The organism is Stenotrophomonas sp. YJH_SMC_54 (genome assembly GCF_059368435.1).
This window is the reverse complement of the sequence record NZ_JCAFRS010000008.1, coordinates 121,584-137,500: the sequence shown is the minus strand read 5'-3', so window position 1 is coordinate 137,500 and position 15,917 is coordinate 121,584. Positions and strand designations below refer to the sequence as shown.

Annotated in this window: 15 protein-coding genes; 7 read left to right on the top strand and 8 right to left on the bottom strand. The window is 68.0% G+C overall.

Features of this window, described 5'->3' with window-relative positions:
* Positions 1–54: 54 nt before the first annotated feature.
* Together AC5P5S_RS11565 and AC5P5S_RS11560 are read left to right on the top strand one after the other, a co-directional pair.
* Positions 55–891 (top strand): OmpA family protein, encoded by an 837-nt coding sequence (locus tag AC5P5S_RS11565; RefSeq protein WP_062606237.1) that lies wholly within the window; start codon positions 55–57, stop codon positions 889–891.
* Between the two features lie 121 nt (positions 892–1,012).
* On the top strand, positions 1,013–1,303 hold the full coding sequence (locus tag AC5P5S_RS11560; RefSeq protein WP_019659952.1) for a DUF6959 family protein: 291 nt from the start codon (positions 1,013–1,015) through the stop codon (positions 1,301–1,303).
* An 80-nt stretch (positions 1,304–1,383) separates the two neighbouring features.
* On the opposite strand, the gene AC5P5S_RS11555 is transcribed toward AC5P5S_RS11560, so the two are convergent.
* A complete protein-coding gene (locus tag AC5P5S_RS11555) occupies positions 1,384–2,211 on the bottom strand; it encodes a class I SAM-dependent methyltransferase (protein ID WP_062606235.1) in 828 nt (275 codons plus the stop codon).
* Between the two features lie 63 nt (positions 2,212–2,274).
* Here AC5P5S_RS11555 and AC5P5S_RS11550 point away from each other — a divergent pair, with 63 nt between their 5' ends.
* Positions 2,275–2,682, top strand: coding sequence for a MerR family transcriptional regulator (locus tag AC5P5S_RS11550; RefSeq protein WP_044570411.1), 408 nt, complete (start codon positions 2,275–2,277; stop codon positions 2,680–2,682).
* Between the two features lie 71 nt (positions 2,683–2,753).
* Here the strand turns inward: AC5P5S_RS11550 and AC5P5S_RS11545 are convergent, their stop codons facing one another.
* The 3 genes from AC5P5S_RS11545 to AC5P5S_RS11535 all read right to left on the bottom strand — a co-directional run bounded on the left by AC5P5S_RS11545 (position 2,754) and on the right by AC5P5S_RS11535 (position 7,516).
* Complete coding sequence (locus AC5P5S_RS11545; protein WP_049397746.1) at positions 2,754–3,470, bottom strand: MgtC/SapB family protein; 717 nt, start codon at positions 3,468–3,470, stop codon at positions 2,754–2,756.
* 129 nt (positions 3,471–3,599) lie between these two features.
* The gene (locus AC5P5S_RS11540) at positions 3,600–5,372 is read right to left on the bottom strand and encodes a chloride channel protein (RefSeq protein WP_062606260.1); all 1,773 of its coding nucleotides are present in this window, start codon (positions 5,370–5,372) and stop codon (positions 3,600–3,602) included.
* Positions 5,373–5,434: 62 nt separating this feature from the next.
* The gene (locus AC5P5S_RS11535; protein WP_062606233.1) at positions 5,435–7,516 is read right to left on the bottom strand and encodes a TonB-dependent receptor family protein; all 2,082 of its coding nucleotides are present in this window, start codon (positions 7,514–7,516) and stop codon (positions 5,435–5,437) included.
* Positions 7,517–7,647: 131 nt separating this feature from the next.
* Here AC5P5S_RS11535 and AC5P5S_RS11530 point away from each other — a divergent pair, with 131 nt between their 5' ends.
* Complete coding sequence (locus tag AC5P5S_RS11530; RefSeq protein WP_062606231.1) at positions 7,648–8,568, top strand: M14 family metallopeptidase; 921 nt, start codon at positions 7,648–7,650, stop codon at positions 8,566–8,568.
* A 462-nt stretch (positions 8,569–9,030) separates the two neighbouring features.
* Here the strand turns inward: AC5P5S_RS11530 and AC5P5S_RS11525 are convergent, their stop codons facing one another.
* Positions 9,031–9,882: a LysR family transcriptional regulator gene (locus AC5P5S_RS11525; protein ID WP_062606229.1), complete on the bottom strand. Its 852-nt coding sequence runs from the start codon at positions 9,880–9,882 to the stop codon at positions 9,031–9,033.
* 160 nt (positions 9,883–10,042) lie between these two features.
* Here AC5P5S_RS11525 and AC5P5S_RS11520 point away from each other — a divergent pair, with 160 nt between their 5' ends.
* Both AC5P5S_RS11520 and AC5P5S_RS11515 read left to right on the top strand, forming a co-directional pair.
* Positions 10,043–10,396 carry an SMR family transporter gene (locus AC5P5S_RS11520; protein WP_005409979.1) on the top strand — a complete coding sequence of 118 codons (354 nt, stop codon included), beginning with the start codon at positions 10,043–10,045 and terminating at the stop codon, positions 10,394–10,396.
* Complete coding sequence (locus tag AC5P5S_RS11515; RefSeq protein WP_005409978.1) at positions 10,396–10,719, top strand: DMT family transporter; 324 nt, start codon at positions 10,396–10,398, stop codon at positions 10,717–10,719. The genes AC5P5S_RS11520 and AC5P5S_RS11515 overlap by 1 nt, the downstream gene beginning before the upstream one ends.
* A 139-nt stretch (positions 10,720–10,858) precedes the next feature.
* Here the strand turns inward: AC5P5S_RS11515 and AC5P5S_RS11510 are convergent, their stop codons facing one another.
* The 3 genes from AC5P5S_RS11510 to AC5P5S_RS11500 all read right to left on the bottom strand — a co-directional run bounded on the left by AC5P5S_RS11510 (position 10,859) and on the right by AC5P5S_RS11500 (position 15,336).
* Positions 10,859–13,807 (bottom strand): TonB-dependent receptor, encoded by a 2,949-nt coding sequence (locus AC5P5S_RS11510; RefSeq protein ID WP_062606227.1) that lies wholly within the window; start codon positions 13,805–13,807, stop codon positions 10,859–10,861.
* A 69-nt stretch (positions 13,808–13,876) separates the two neighbouring features.
* A complete protein-coding gene (locus tag AC5P5S_RS11505) occupies positions 13,877–14,821 on the bottom strand; it encodes a FecR family protein (protein WP_231336592.1) in 945 nt (314 codons plus the stop codon).
* The gene (locus tag AC5P5S_RS11500; protein ID WP_062606223.1) at positions 14,818–15,336 is read right to left on the bottom strand and encodes a sigma-70 family RNA polymerase sigma factor; all 519 of its coding nucleotides are present in this window, start codon (positions 15,334–15,336) and stop codon (positions 14,818–14,820) included. The genes AC5P5S_RS11505 and AC5P5S_RS11500 overlap by 4 nt, the downstream gene beginning before the upstream one ends.
* Before the next feature lie 150 nt (positions 15,337–15,486).
* On the opposite strand from AC5P5S_RS11500, the gene AC5P5S_RS11495 reads away from it, so the two are divergent.
* Positions 15,487–15,876 carry a VOC family protein gene (locus tag AC5P5S_RS11495; protein ID WP_005413725.1) on the top strand — a complete coding sequence of 130 codons (390 nt, stop codon included), beginning with the start codon at positions 15,487–15,489 and terminating at the stop codon, positions 15,874–15,876.
* Positions 15,877–15,917: the final 41 nt, after the last annotated feature.

The window sequence follows — 15,917 nt, the reverse complement described above, 5'->3', positions numbered from 1 at the left end:
GCCGGGCCGCACGCGCGGCCCGGCATCGCGGAAACGTCCAAAGGGGGGAATGACATGAAACAGCATCGCATCGCCCGCACCGGCCAGATGGCCGCAGTGCTTGGCCTGGTCCTGGGGATGGGCCTGCTGGCCGCCTGCCGCAGCCATGCGCCGGCCGCCGACCGTCCTGCCGACACCACCGCCGTGCAGTTCCCGGAGGCGTCGAAGGCTTCGTTGAAGGAGGGCATCTATCCCGACGTCGCCGACCTGCGCAGATTCGCGCCGGGCATGAGCAAGCGGCAGCTGTATACCTTGCTGGGCACGCCGCACTTCAACGAAGGCATGTGGGGCGTGCGCGAGTGGAACTACCTGTTCAACTTCCGCACCGCGCAGGGCGCGGAGTATTTCACCTGCCAGTTCCAGGTGCGCTTCGACAGCAAGGGCATCGCCCAAGGGGGCTACTGGAAGCCGGAATCGTGCGCGGCGGTGATCGAACCGCCACGGCCACCGGCGCCGCCTGCACCGGCACCGCTGCCGGAGCAACCCCTGCGGCTGTCGGCCGACGCGCTGTTCGGATTCGACAGCGCGGTACTCAGCGCCGAAGGCCTGCAGGCGGTGCAGGGCATCCTGGCGCAGGTGCGCGAGGCTGCGCAGGTGCAGTCGATCCGGGTGACCGGGTACACCGACCGTATCGGCAGTGCCAGCTACAACCAGACCCTGTCGCAGCGACGTGCCGAGGCCGTACGCAGCGCGCTGGTGCAGGGCGGGGTGCCTGCGGCCAGCATCAGCGCCGAAGGGCGGGGCGCAGCCGAGCCGATCGTGCAGTGCGAGCAGCGCAATCGGCGCGAGCTGATCGCCTGCCTGGCGCCGAACCGTCGCGTGCAGATCGCTGGGATCGCCCAACCGCGCTGAGAGTCCCGCACCGGGGCCATGCCCCGGTATCCCGAGTCCCCCCTGACCGTCGGCAGGACGTGGTTACGTCTCCCCCGTTGACCACGCCTGCCGGCGGCTCAGGTTTTCCATGGTGCCCGCGATGAACGCTCAATTCCTGCCTCTTTCCATGAAGACGGAAACCACACTCAGCGTGTACGGCCAGCTCGGCAACCATGCCGTGGTGCGCATTCCCGGGCGGCGCCTGCCGGGGTTGATCCTGCAGGCAGACACCGTGGCCGGGTTCCTGGCCCAGCTGCAGGAAGCCCAGGCCTGCCTGCGCAGTGGCCGCGCACAGCGTACCGACGCCGAGCTGGACATGCTGATCGACGTGCTGCAGCAGTGGTATGCGCTGATCGAATCGCGCCTGGCCGACGCCGGCGAGGCGCTGTAGGGAAAAAGGGGACGGAGGGGATTAAGTCGTTTCCGGCACACTCGGGGCAAGAGCGACTTAATCCCCTCCGTCCCCTTTTCCTAGGCGCGGGCGCGGACCAGCCAGCAGGCGGCATCCACGCGTACGCGGTCGCCCTCGATGAACGGGGTGAATGCCGCTACCGCCTTGTTCCGGAGCGAGGTGGCCCGGTCTTCGGGCAGATTGCGCAGCGCCAGGCCCAATGGGCCCAGTTGGCCGACATAGGTCGGCAGGTCTTCGCGGGCGAGCGAGCAGGGCAGGTCGACCGCAACAACCTCCACGTCATTCCAGCCGGCGGCCTGCAGCAGGTGCTGCACGCGCTCGCCATCGGCAAAGGCGAACTGGCCCGGTGCGCCGGGCGCGCGGGGCGGAAGATCCAGTGCATCGCCGATGGCGCGTTCGGCGGTGGTCATGAACGGGTTCTCCGCTGCGCTGCGCCAGGCGATGAAACGCAGGCCGGCACCTGGCCGCGCGGCGCGGTGCAGGTTGGCGAAGGCGGCCTCGGTATCTTCGAAGAACATCACGCCCAACCGAGATTGGATCCAGTCGAAGTGCGCGGTGGGCAACGGATGCTGCTGTGCGTCGGCGACGATGAAGTCTGCGTCCAGTCCTGCCGCCTCGGCGCGTTGACGGGCCAGCGCCAGCATCGGCGCGGAGATGTCCAGGCCGGTGCAGTGCGCTGACGGGCGTGCGGCGGCTGATGCCAGCAGGCTGGCACCGGTCCCGCAGCCTACATCCAGCAGTTGCGTGACGGTGTCGGGCAGTTCGTCGACCAGCAGGTCGGCCAGGGGTTGGAACAGGCCGTCGAGGATGGCCTGCTGCGCAACCCAGATCTGACCGCCGGGGCCGTTCCACAGCGCGCTCTGATCAACGGGGGATGTACTGGTCATGGTCTTGCCTTGCGGGGAAGTCGCCCATAGGTTGGCGCTTGAAGGTCACTTGAGGTCAAGCCCGTGCGTGAACTGGATATCGGCGAGGTGGTCAAGCGCAGTGGCGTGCCGGCCTCGACCCTGCGCTACTACGAACAGCTTGGGCTGCTGCAGGCACTGGGCCGTCGCGGCCTGCGCCGGCAGTACGACGAGCGCGTGCTGGAACGGCTGGCGCTGATCGGTCTTGGCCAGGCGGCCGGGTTGTCGCTGCAGCAGATCGGGTTGTCGCTGCCGCCGCAGCATGGATGTATCTCGCTGGACCGTGAGGCGCTGCTGGCACAGGCCGATGTGCTGCAGCGGCAGATCACCCAGCTGCAGCGGGTGCGCCGGCACCTGCAGCGCGCGGCGGCCTGCCCGGAAGCGCAGGACGCGCGGCAGTGCGGTTCATTCCGCAAGCTGCTGCGCGCACAGCAGCGCATGGCGGGTGGGTGAGAGAAGCATCCACGCATGGCGTGGATCTACTTCACCACGACCTCGGTAGATCCACGCCATGCGTGGATGAATCAATCGCGGGTGCTGACTTCCCAGGTGGCGTGCAGCACGCCCGGCACGTGTTCCATCCGCGCCAGCACCACATCCAGCTCATCGGCACTCACGGCGGTACTGACCAGTATCGCGATCACATCGGTGGGTGCATCGGCATGCTCGACCACCTGCACGTCGCCGACCGGATACTGCGCAGCCTCCAGCGCATCGACGAGGCGCTCGCGCACGCGCGGCACGGCTTCGGCATCCACGCTCAGGCGCACTTCGTAGGTCGCTTCGGTGGCGGCCTCGTTGATCGGGATGCGGTTGATCGCATTCACCAGCGGCCGCAGCAGGGTGTTGCCGGCGATGATCAGCACGGTCAGCAGCACGCCTTCGGCCAGCATGTCCGCGCCGGTGCAGCTGCCCACCGCCGCCGAGCACCACAGGGTGGCTGCGGTGTTCAGACCGCGCACGTTCATGCCTTCCTTCATGATCACGCCGGCACCGAGGAAGCCGACGCCGGAGACCACGTAGGAGATCACCCGCACCGCCTCGGCGCTGCCGGCGATGCGCATGCCCAGGTCGACGAAGGCGGCGGCGCCGACGGCGACCAGCACGTTGGTGCGCAGGCCGGCGGTGCGTTGCCGGTACTGGCGCTCGGCGCCGATCAGCGTGCCCAGCACGAAGGCGGCCAGCAGGCTCACCACGGTGTCGGCGAAGGGACCGGCCTGGAAGGTCTCAATGAAGCGCATGGCCGGAGTCTACCCGGTCGAAGTGACAGTAGAGCCACGCCATGCGTGGATTTCCAGCGATCCACGCCACGCGTGGCTAGTCAGCGTGCCAGAAACGACTTAATCCCCTCCGTCCCCCTTTTTGCGGGATCAGTCGGTGTCCTCGACGCGCTCGCCCATCAGTTCGCGCTGGCGCTTGTCCAGTTCCTCGGCGTAGCGCTTGCGTACGAAGGCTTCAGAGACCACGCCCAGCACCTGGCCGTCGGCGGCGACCACGGCCAGTTCGTCGGCCTGGGTCTGGTCGAAGCGCTGCATCACGCTGACCACGTCCGCCGCTGGCGGCAGCGACACATCTCGGTTCTCGGCCAGCTCGCCAATCGTGGTCTCCGGCTTCACGCCGTCGCCGTAGACGCGCGGAATCTGCACGATGCCGGCGTAGTGGCCTTCGCTGTCGATCAGGATCACCCGGCTGCCCGAACCCAGCGGGAAGCGCTGGCGGAACGCGGCGGCATCGAGATCGGCCGGCGCGGTGGCCACGCCCTTGCGCATCAGCCGGCCGGCGTTGAGGTTCTGCACCCAGCCGACGTCGCGGGCGCTCTTGATGGTCTCGCCGCGCAGGTGCATGCGCCAGGTCGAGAACGAATAGCCGAACCACTGCCGCACCAGCGTGCTGGACACCAGCACCGCACTCATCACCACGCTGGTCAGCAGGAAGTCGTGGGTGCCTTCCAGCACCAGCATGGCCATGGTCATCGGCGCGCCGACCACCGCCGCGGCCAGCGCTGCCATGCCGGCCAGCGCGGCGGACGTGGCGTCGACCACCGGCACGCCGGTGGCCATCGCCAGCAGGCCGGCGAACAGGGCGCCGACTAGGGTGCCCATGAACAGCGAGGCGAAGAACAGGCCGCCACGGAAACCAAACCCGAGAGAGATGCCGGAGGCCAGGCACTTCAGGGTCAGCAGGCCGCCGATCCAGATCAACGGCAGGTGGGTAGTCAGGTCCAGGTGCAGCGCGCCATGGCCGGACGAGAGCACCTGCGGGCTGGCCAGGGCCAGCGGGATCAGCAGCAGGCCGCCCACCACCGGGCGACCCCACAGCGGCAATGGACTGCGCTTGACCGTGCCTTCGATCGAAGCGATCAGGCGCATGATGACAATGCCGACCATCGCGCAGCAGCAGCCGAGCAGGCCGTAGATGGCGTAGTCGGCGGCGCGCACGTCGATGGTCGAGGCAGCGGGCAGCAGGTAGGCCTCGATGCCAGCCTGGTCGGCCACGAACGCACCGGCCAGCGCGGCGACGGCCACCGGTGCCAGTGCGGCCGGGGTGTAGGCGCCAATGACGATTTCGAAGGCATAGAACGCACCAGCCAATGGCGCACCGAAGGCGGCGGCGATGGCACCGGCGGCACCGGCACCGACCAGGATGCGCACGTCGTTGCGACGCAGGCGCATCACCCGGCCCAGCTGCGAACCGCTGCCGGCACCCATCTGCGTATACGAAGCCTCCAACCCGACCGAGGCGCCGCAGCCATTGGACAGCAGTGTCTGGGTCAGCACGATCAAATTGTCGCGCATCGACATGCGGCCGCCATGCAGGGCATTGGCTTCCACCGCATCGAGCAGGGGGCGCTTAAGCCGCGTCGCGGCCAGGCTGACCAGGCCGACCAGCAGGCCGCCCAGTGGCAGCACCAGCAGCGCGGTCCAGGTCAGCGAGGGCAGGGAGCTCAGGCGCATGCCTTCGTCCAGCCCATACAGCGTGCCCTGCAACCAGCGCGCGATGCCCGACTGCAGCAGGGTCAGGTAGCCGGCGATCAGTCCGACCAGCAACGCCAGTGCGATGAACCACAGATCACTGCCGCGCAGCCGCAGGCGCAGGCCCTGGAAAGCTGAGTGCAGGCGCGATGACGAAACAGGCAGTGACATGGTGGCGGCATGATACGCCGCCACCGTGATCGCCACCGTCACTGCATCGGGCGATTACCGCTTCAGAAGCGGTAGTGGCCCTGCACGTAGAAGGTACGCGGCGCGGCCACCATGCGGCCGGCGTTGCCATCGACGTTGCGGGTGTACCAGCGCTTGTCGGCCAGGTTGTTCACGCCCAGCGCGATCTCGCTGTCACCCAGTCCCGGCACCTGCCAGGCCACCTGCGCGTTCCACAGGCGAACACCCGGCACGCGGCCCACGCGCGCATCGGCGCTCTCGGCCCAGGTGTTGGCGGCGTCGGCGTACTGGCCGCTCTGGTGGGTGCTGGAGACATTGAAGGTCCAGCCGGCCAGTGCGTAGCGGGCGCCGACGCTGTCGGTGTCGCGCGCGTAGAAGGGCACGTCCAGGCCACGGTTGTCGCCGGACTGCTGGATCGCCTTGGTCCAGGTGTAGTTGGCGTACAGCTCCAGCCCGGCCAGCGCGCTGTCCTCGGCGAAGCGGTATTCCAGTGCGCTCTCCACACCCTTGTGATCGGTGGCGCCGATGTTCTGGAAAGTCGGCGGAGTGATCCCCGGCACCTGCAGGATCTGGTTGTCGAAGCGCATCTTGAACACGGTTACTTCCGCGCGCAGTGCACCGTCCTGCCAGCGCGCACCGAGTTCGGTGGTCTTTGCAACTTCCGGGTTCAGCGGATTGCTGGCGGTCTGCGAATTCAGCTGGATGTTCTGCACCGGCCCGAACGAGGTGGTGTAGTTGCCGAACACGGTCAGCTGCGGGGTCAGCAGGTAGGCGATGTTGAGCGAGGGCAGGGCCTTGTCGTTGCGGCTGCTGAAGGTCGCCGTGCCACCGGCCTGGCGGCGGTCCATGTCGATCCATTCCATGCGCACGCCCGGGGTGATCCGCCACTGGCCGATCGCAATGCGGTCGTCGATGTAGAACGCGTGGGCGTCGGTGGCGTTGTCGAAGCGGTTGGTGGCGCTGGCCACGCCGGTGCGGCGGGTGACGGTGTAGCTGCGGTCGTTGCCACGTTCGCGCAGGAAGCGGTAGCCGGCGGTGATGTCGTGCACGCTGGCGCCCCAGTGCAGGCGCTGGGTGTAGCGCGGCTCGATGCCGAGCACGCGGTAGTCACGCGGCTGCACGGTCAGCTGGGTGTTGGCGGCGTTGATCAGCGAGCTGGCGCGGCTGCTTTCGTTGTAATAGGCCAGCACCTCGAACTCGCTGTTGGCCGACAGCGTGTTGGTGTAGCCCAGGTCGATGCCGGTGCGGTGGCCCTTCCAGAAATCGGTGGGGCGGGTGTTCTGGAACGGATCGGCCTGGTACTGGGCGCGGGTCAGGCCGCCCGGGGTCAGCGAACGCACATCGTAGTAGGACAGTTTGGCGCGCAGTTCCTGCTGTTCGTCGATGGCATAGGCGAACTTCAGGGCGAGGTCGTTGAAGCGGTCATCGCTGCCCTGGCGCCAGCCACGCCCGTCCTGGCCGGAGTAGAGCAGCGCCGCGCCGAGGCCGTTGCCGCCGGTGCCGCCGAGGAAGGCGTTGTACTGGGTGCTGTCACCGCCGCCATGGTCGTAGGCGCTGTAGCGCACACCCGCTTCGCCGTGCAGGCCCGCGCCGGTCGGAATGGCGCGGGTGCTGAAGTTGATGATGCCGCCCACGTTCTGTGGGCCGTAGCGCACCGCGCCGCCGCCGCGCACCACGTCGATCGATTCGATGTTGGACAGGCTGGTCGGTGCGAACGACAGCTGTGGCTGGCCATACGGCGCCACCGCCAGCGGCACGCCGTCCAGCAGTACGGTCGAGCGTGGCGAGTAGCGCCCGGTCAGGCCGCGCACGCCGATGTTCAGCGAGACCGAGCTGCCGGCCGTGCCGGAGTTGTCGGTGACCTGCACGCCGGGGATGCGGCGCATGGCATCGCCGATGCTGGCTGCGCCACTGGCCTCGATGCGCTGGCGGTCGACCACCGTGCGCGCGCCGGCGAAGCTCTTGACGCTGTCATGCAGGCCGGTGCCCAGCCAGCTGCCGGAAACCTGGATGCTGTCCAGCGTGGTGGCGCCGTCCTGGGCGAAGGCACGCGTGGCCGGGAGCAGGCACAGGGCGAGGGCGGCAGCCAGGGGCAGGCGGGCCGGTTGCAGGGCGTGGATGGGCATCGGTGCGGGTTGTGGAAGGTCGTAAATGAGAATTATTGCTGATTCCATTCGCTATTGGAATGCACCTCCGGTTCATGCCGATGCCCCGGTGGTAGAGTGGGCGATTGCTTCCTGACCCGCTGAGATCCGCCATGTCCCAAGCTGCTTTCTACCCCGTCGGAACCCCTGGCCAGCCGTGGGGAGCGGCGGAGCGGGAGGCGTGGCGTGGCCGCCAGCAGCGCCTGCGTCGCTATGACGAAGAGGTGCTGCCGCGGATCGAGGCGTTGGCTTCGCGCTTTGACAAGGTGGCCTACGGCCAGCTCGACTACGCGGGCGAAACCTACACCTTGTTCGCCCTGCGCAGCCGCGACTGGAACCCGGCGCTGCCGGCTGCCCTGGTCACCGGTGGCGTGCACGGCTATGAGACCAGCGGCGTGATGGGCGCGCTGGAGTTCCTCGAAAAGCACGCCGCCGACTATGCCGGCAAGGCCAACCTGCTGGTGACGCCGTGCGTGAATCCGTGGGGCTTCGAGCGCATCAACCGCTGGAACTTCGATGCGATCGACCCGAACCGCAACTTCCGGGCCGACGGCCCGGCCCGCGAATCGACCGCCGTCATCGAACTGATCGCGCCGTACAAGGGCCAGTTCGTGCTGCACATCGACCTGCACGAAACCACCGACAGCGACGAGAGCGAGTTCCGCCCGGCGCTGGCCGCGCGTGACGGCAAGCCGTTCGAGCCGGGCCTGATTCCCGATGGGTTCTATCTGGTGGACGACAGCGAGAACCCACAACCGGCCTTCCAGCAGGCGGTCATCGCCGCGGTGGAGAAGGTCACCCACATCGCGCCGGCCGACGACAAGGGCGAGATCATCGGTTCGCCGGTTGTGGCCCATGGCGTGATCGAGTACCCGCTGGTGAAGCTGGGCCTGTGCGCCGGCATTACCGGCGCCAAGTACACCACCACCACCGAGGTCTACCCGGACAGCCCGCGGGCGACCCCGCAGCAGTGCAACGACGCGCAGGTGGAGGCGGTGTGCTCGGCGCTGGATTACGCGCTCGCCCATCGTTGATCGGCAGTGCCGGCCGCTGGCCGGCAACCACGGGACACTGGGATTGCCGGCCAGCGGCCGGCACTACCTCATCCAAGTGCGTCGGCCCACCACAGTGTGGCCGGTCCCGGCGGGGTGTCGCGGCGCCACAGCAGTGCAACGACGCGCAGGTGGCGGCGGTTTGCTCGGCGCTGGACTACGCGCTCGCCCATCGTTGATCGGTAGTGCCGGCCGCTGGCCGGCAACCACGGGACACTGGGATTGCCGGCCAGCGGCCGGCACTACCTCATCCAAGTGCGTCGGCCCACCACAGTGCGGCCGGTCCGGGCGGCGTGTCGCGACGCCACAGCAGTGCAACGACGCGCAGGTGGCGGCGGTGTGCTCGGCGCTGGACTACGCGCTCGCCCATCGTTGATCGGTAGTGCCGGGCGCTGGCCGGCAACCACGGGACACTGGGATTGCCGGCCAGCGGCCGGCACTACCTCATCCAAGCGCGTCGGCCCACCACAGTGCGGCCGGTCCGGGCGGCGTGTCGCGGCGCCACAGCAGGTCGCTGTGGATGCGCCGCGGCCACCCGGGCAGGGTCAGTTCCACCAGTTGCCCGCGGTCGTAGCGTTGCACCAGCGCGCGGGGCAGCTCGGCCCAGCCGATGCCGTCCTCGGCCATCTCCATCACCATCAGGTAGTCGGTGGCGGTCCAGGCCAGGCCGGTGACCACGCGGGACTGATCGACTTCCGCGCTCAGGCGCACCTGCCGATGCCGCGCCAGTTGTGCGGCGGCGCGACGCCCGGCGCTGGCCAGCGGATGGTCGCGCGCCACGTACACCGACAGTTCGCTGTGGTGGGCCAGCGGCCGGGCCATCAGGCCATCTGGATAGTGTTCCTGTCGCGGCAGCAGGCCCAGTGCGGCGCGGCCGCTTCCGACCAGCTCCAGCACGTCCTCACCCTCCGCATCCAGCCATTCCAGTTCGATCTCTGGGAACGCCTCGGAGAAGCGCTGCAGGATCCGCTGTTCGGGATCGAGCTGATAGACATCGGAAAACACCACGGTCAGGCGAGGCTCGACCGGCGCGGCCAGGCGCACGCTCAACTGTTGCAGGCGCGCATCGGCAGCCAGGATTTCCTGCGCGTGCCCCAATACCTGTCGCCCGGCCTCGGTCAGCTGCGGGTAGCGCCCGCTGCGATCGAACAGGCTCACGCCCAGGTCGGTTTCCAGGTGGGCAATGGCGGTACTGACTGTCGACTGGGTCTTGCGCAGGCGTCGCGCCGCCGCCGAGAACGAACCCAGCGCCGCGGCTTCCACGAAGGCCTGCAGGGATTCAGGGGAGTAGGGCATATATCCATCGCTCCTGTCGATGGAATCCATTTTGATTCCACCGTAAAAGACGATGATACTGATCGCCGTCGCCCCTGTCTGCGGGGCGTTCCGGACCCTCCACGCTCGGCGTGGATCCATTGATGAGGCGGCGTGGTCCCCGCCCTGCAAGGAGCTTCACATGTCCCGTACTGTTCCCGCCCGTGGCGCGCTGGTCGCCTGGGCCTGCCTGACCGTGGCGATCGTCGCCGAAGTGGTCGGCACCTCGTTCATGGCCCACGCCGCCCGCGATGGCGGCTGGACCGGCTATCTGGTCATGGCCGGCGCGCTGGCGCTGTCCTACTTCTTCCTGGCGCAGTCGGTGCGCCGCATCGCGGTGGGCGTGGCCTACGCGGTATGGGAAGGCCTGGGCCTGACCCTGCTGACCGTGGTCGGCCTCACCGTCTTCGGTGAAAGCCTGTCGCTGCAGCAGCTGGCCGGCCTGGTGCTGGCGGTGGTCGGCATCGTCTGCGTCACTCTCGGGGAGGCGCACTGATGAATACCCTGGCCCTGTTTTTCGTGATCTGTTCGGCGCTGATCGACGTCGCCGCCAACATGATGGTGGCCAAGTCGGAGGGCTTCCGCCGCTGGCGCTGGGGCGTTGGAGCCATCGTCATGGTCTGGATTGCCTTTGCCCTGCTGGGCCAGGCCGTGCGTTACATGGACCTGGCCACCGCCTATGCGATGTGGGGGGCAATCGGCGTGATCGGTACCGCCACCTGCGGACGCCTGCTGTTCGGCAATCGCCTGCGTCCGATCGGTTGGGTCGGCATCGCATTGGTGACCGTCGCGGTACTGCTGCTGAGTACCGCGAAGTAACGCGTCGCCGTGCCAACCAGGGTTGGCATCTACCGGTGCGGAAGCGCTGTGCCAACCAAGGTTGGCACCTGCCAGAGCGTGAGCGCCGCAGGCAAGCGCCCCGGAGGACCCCTCCGGGGCGTTGCTGTTTCTGCAGCAGTTAGAACCGTGCGGTGAAGTTCAGCCGCGTGGTGCGGCCCGGGCCCGGCATCAGGCTCATCGCCAGCGTGTCCATGTAGTAGGTGTTGCGCAGGTTGCTGACCACCAGTTCCACTTCGGCCTTCGGGGTGAACTGCCAGCGCGCATAGAAGTCATAGATCGCGGTCGGCAGGTAGATGTTCTGCAGGCCGGTCGAGCCGGTGGTGTTCCAGGGCTTGTCCAGTTCATGGGTGGGGCCACTGTTGTAGGTGCGGCGGATGCCGGTATCCAGCCGCTTGTCGAACAGGCGGAAGCCCAGCGTGCTGTGGATTGAGTACTTCGGCGGGTTCTGCGCGTTGACGAACGAGGTGCCGAAGCCGCCGTCCACGCAGTCCGGTGTGGTGTCCAGCTTGCTCCACTTCGCATACGGATCTTCGCGCAGGCGCTTGGCAGTGGCCGCATCGCAGGTACGCGCGCGCTGGTAATAGCTGGCCGACAGGTCCAGGTAGGCGATGCCGGCGTCATAGCCGGACTGCAGCTCGTAGCCCGACACCGTGTAGTTGTCGACATTGTCGACGTAAAAGGCCCAGTTGCTGGAATCGAAGCGACGGGTGATGGCGTTGTCGATATCGTTCTTGAACCAGGCCACCTTGAACGCCAGGCGATCACCGTCACGCCACAGGTCCTGCTTGAGCAGGCTGAAGCCGATGTCCCAGGAGCGGTTCTTTTCCGGCTTCAGGTCGGCCACCGGCGCCGAGGTGCTGTTGCCCAGCGTTGATTCGAACAGGCTGGGCATCTTCCAGCCTTGCGCGTACTTCACGTAGAAGAACATGTCCGCGTCGAGGTTGAAGCGGGCTTCGGCATACGGCGCGAAGCCGTGGCCGGAGCGGCGGATCGCCGGCTTGTAGCCCCAGGCGGTGGGAATCTGCTTGGTATGGAAGCCGTTGGCACCGCGCGGGTCACGGATGAAGCCGTCGAAGTCGTAGGTCTGGCCCAGCGTGCTGTCGCCATAGGGCGTGGCGCGCAGCGAGTCATACGTGTAGTTGCCCTGTGCATCCGGGTACCACTCCTTGTACCAGCCCGGCAGCAGCTGGCCACCCTTGCTCAGGCGCGCGAAGGTGTAGCGCAGGTCGCGCGATTCACTGACGAAGGCCACGCGGTTGCGGTCGCGGGTGCGGTAGTCGATGAAGCGGCCGCCTGCGGTCAGCGACAGCCAGTCCCACGGCTGCCATTGCAACGACGCCACCACGCTGGCCTCGCGGCGCGTGCCCGATCGCAGGTAACGGTTGTTGTTGTAGTCCACCGGCAGCACCGGTGAGTTCGGTGCGGTGTCTTCGTGCTGGAAGGACGCGCCATAGCGCAGCGTCCAGTCGCCCAGATCGTTGCTGAAGCGGGTGGTGTTGCTGCTGTCCAGGCCCCAGCGCCGGGTCTTCACGTCCGACTGCAGGCCCGGGCCGTAGGTCTCGCCCAGCGTGTCGGGCATCTGGTCGTTGGGCACGTCCTTGAACAGCGGCGTGTTGGCGATGTTGCTGTTGAACATGCGGCTGGTGGCGGTGGTGAACCACAGCGTGCTGCTCAGGTCCAGCCACGGGTGCGCCTCGGGGCGGTAACGATGGCGAAGCGAGGTGGCGTTGACCCGCATCTTCCCGGGCTCGAACTGGAACATGGTGTTGGCCTTGTCCACGTAGGTCACCCATTCGTTGGACTCGCCCACGCGGCCGATCGCCGACGGCATGATTTCGCCGAAGCTGGAGTTGAAGAAGCGGTGGCTCAGCTCCATGCGCTGGTCCGGGTTGGGCGTCCAGGTGAACTTCAGCAACGCCGATTCGTTTTCGGTGTGGGTGTTCAGGACTTCATCGCCCGGGTGGTACAGCTTGGAAACGGCCTGGCTGGACATGCCGGTACCGCCGCTGGACAGGTGCTGGTCGTCGTAGCGGTGGGCGCCGTTGCTGCCGGCGAAGTAGTTGCCCTGGCGGCGCCGTGCGTAGGCTGCGACAAGCTGCCAGTCTTCGCCGCGCTGGGCGAAGGCGACGCTGCCGTTCCAGTCGCGCGGGTCGCGCAGGCTGTTGCGGTTGTCGCTGCCGCGCGCGATCTGCCTGAAGGTGCGGGTGCGGTCGATGCTGTTGTCGGCCACGCCGCCGCGCACACGCAGTCCCCAGGCCTGGCCGTCATCGAGTATGTCCTCGGCCTTCAGCGTTTCCATGTAGACCACGCCACCGATCGCGCTGGCGGCATTGGCGGCCAGGCTCGGTCCCTTTTCGATGCTGATCGCGCTGATCAGGTCCGGGTCGAGGTAGCTGCGTTGCTGCACGCCGGCATAGCCGCGGTACACGTCGATGGCCTGCTGGCCGCCGTCGATGATCACCGGCACCCGGTTCTGGCCCTGCAGGCCGCGGATGTTGACGTCCAGCGCGCCGCCATTGCGTACGTCTCCGGTGTGCACGCCGACTGCGCCGGCCAGCACATCGCCGATCGACTGGCCGCGGAAGCGTTCCAGCTGCTGGTGGTCCAGATGCACGCGCGAGCCGCTGTCGCGGTAGACGGCGTCGGCATCGGCCAGCCCCCACGGCGAAGCGCCTTCGCTGGCCTGGCCGGCCACACGCAGCGTGCCGATCTGGCGTACGCCGGCGTCGGTGGCCGGGGCGGCCTGCAGCACCACGCCGCTGGCATCACGCTGGAACGAAAGGCCGGTGCCGGTGAGCAGCTGTGCCAGCGCGGCCTCGGTGTTGAGCGAGGCCTGCACGCCACCGCTGTGCCGGCCGCGGGTCAGGCGCGCATCGGCAGCGATGGACAGGCCGGACTGCTGACCGAACGCGGTCAAGGCCTGGTCAAGCGGACCGGCCGGGATCTGCCAGCGAACGGCGGAGGCAGCATCCTGTGCATGGGCGGCGGCCGGCAACAGGCACGGCGTGGCCAGGGCCAGGCACAGCGCGATGGCCAGCGGGCGAGGGGAAGGGCAGGGTAGTTTCATGGGGGCGGCGACATCCGCAATGGGTTCCCTTGTAGTGCCCGCCGAGCGCGCAGAAAGGGAACCGCGATTTCAACGCGGACGCACAACGGTCCACCATGGCCAGCGCTGCTCGATGCGGATCGGCAGGGCGCGCGCCAGCAGTTTCAGGGCCTGCAGGCTGTCCAGGCGTGGCAGTACCGCGGTGACATTCAATGCGGACAGTGCCGGATCACAGCCCAGATAGCCCCGATGGTGACGGGCCAGTTCGTCGATCACCCGGATCAGTTGCGTGTCCTGCACCTGCAGGCGTCCGTCCTGCCAGTCGCCGCGCAGAGGATCGGCAGCGACCGTTGTGAGTCCCCCCATCGGTCCGATCTGCAGCGCACTTCCCGCAGGCACATCCAGCGCCGCGCCGAACGTCGGCAGGCACCGCACCACGCCCTCGAACACGTCCAACCGGCTGTGCTGGGCTTCGCGGCCGACCGCGAAGCGGGTGCCGATCGGCTGCAGGCGCGCGCCGGGTACATGCACGCTCAGGGGCAACCCGGTGAATGCTGGGTGGTGGCCGGTCTGCAGCAGCAGTTCGCCGCGCAGCAGATGCAGGGCGCGGTTGCCGTTGCCGATGTCGACGGTCACTTCGCTGCCGGCGTTGAGCCACAACTGGCTGCCATCGGCCAGCGTCCAATGACCGGTGCGCCCGGCAGCGGTGCGTTGCCTCTGCAGGTGGCGCTGCGCCTGCAGCCCGTGCAGGCCGAGAAGCGAGACCGCACCGATGCCGAGGGCGCCACCGAGACTGCGAAGCGCGCGGCGGCGGCGATGGCCGGCGGCATCGAGCGCCGTTGCTGCCGCCGGTGCCGACAGCGGGGCGAACGACTGCCAGACCGACTCGACCCGGCGCCAGGCGTCGGCGTGACCGGCGTCGGCCTGCAGCCACGCACGCCAGTCTTGCTGGTCGTCGTCGCTCCAGCCCTGTTGGCGCAGCGCGAACCACTCTGCCGCCTGCTCCAGCGCCGGGCCGGCCACTGCCGCGCTCATGCCGCCGCGTCGCCGGACAGGCGCAGGCAATGCAGCATCGCCTGCGCCATGTACTTCTTGATCATGCGCTCGGACACGCCCAGCTGTCGGCCGATCTCCGCATAGCCCAGTCCGGATAGCCGGGCCAGCAGGAAGGCACGCCGTGGCCGCTCGGCCAGGCCGGACAGCATGTCAGCAATGGCATGCAGGAGCTGCAGCGCCTGTGTGCGCTCCTCTGCGGAGGGATGCACCGGCTCCGGCTGTGCGGCCAGCGCGGTCAGATAGGCGCGCTCCAGGTCCGCGCGCTGCCAGTGATTGACCAGCAGGGCGTGCGCGATGGTGCTGAGATAGGCGCGCGGCAAGCGCAGTTCGGATGGATCGACGCGCCGGCTGAGCAGGCGCAGGAAGGTGTCCTGGGTCAGGTCGGCGGCGCAGTCGGCGTTGTGGGTGCGGCGGCGCAGCCAGCCCAGCAGCCAGCCATGGTGTTCGCGGTAGAACCCCGCCAGCGCGGTGCTGGAGGCGGCGGGCACGGCCATCGGCACGGGTCATGAATGAGAATGATTCCCATTATAGAATGATCGGGTGGCGCACGACAAATCCTGCGCATGCCGCAGCAGGAGAGATCGCCGGATTTGCGATGCCCGGCGTGCTCGCCGACACTGCGGCTTTCCACAAGGAGTGCCCGCATGTTCAGCCACATCACCGTAGGAACGAACGACATGGATGCCGCGCGCCGCTTCTACGATGCCCTGTTCGCCGCGATGGGGGCACGTCCGGGTGTGTTCGACGAAAAGGGTCGGCTGCTGTACTTCAAGGATGGGCGGATGTTCGGCGTCACCGCGCCCATCGATGGGCAGCCTGCATGCCATGCCAACGGCGGCACCATTGGTTTCACCCTCGACAGTGCCGAGGCCGTGCGCGGTTGGCAGGATGCTGGCGTGGCCCATGGCGGTACGGCCATCGAAGACCCGGCTGGCATCCGCAGCATGGCCGGGCGCCAGCTGTTCCTGGCCTACCTGCGCGACCCGGACGGCAACAAGCTGTGCGCGGTGCATGTGGTGCATGTGATGTCGTGATTGGACAGGACGCGCGTGGCCGCGATGCACGCGGTCCGCGC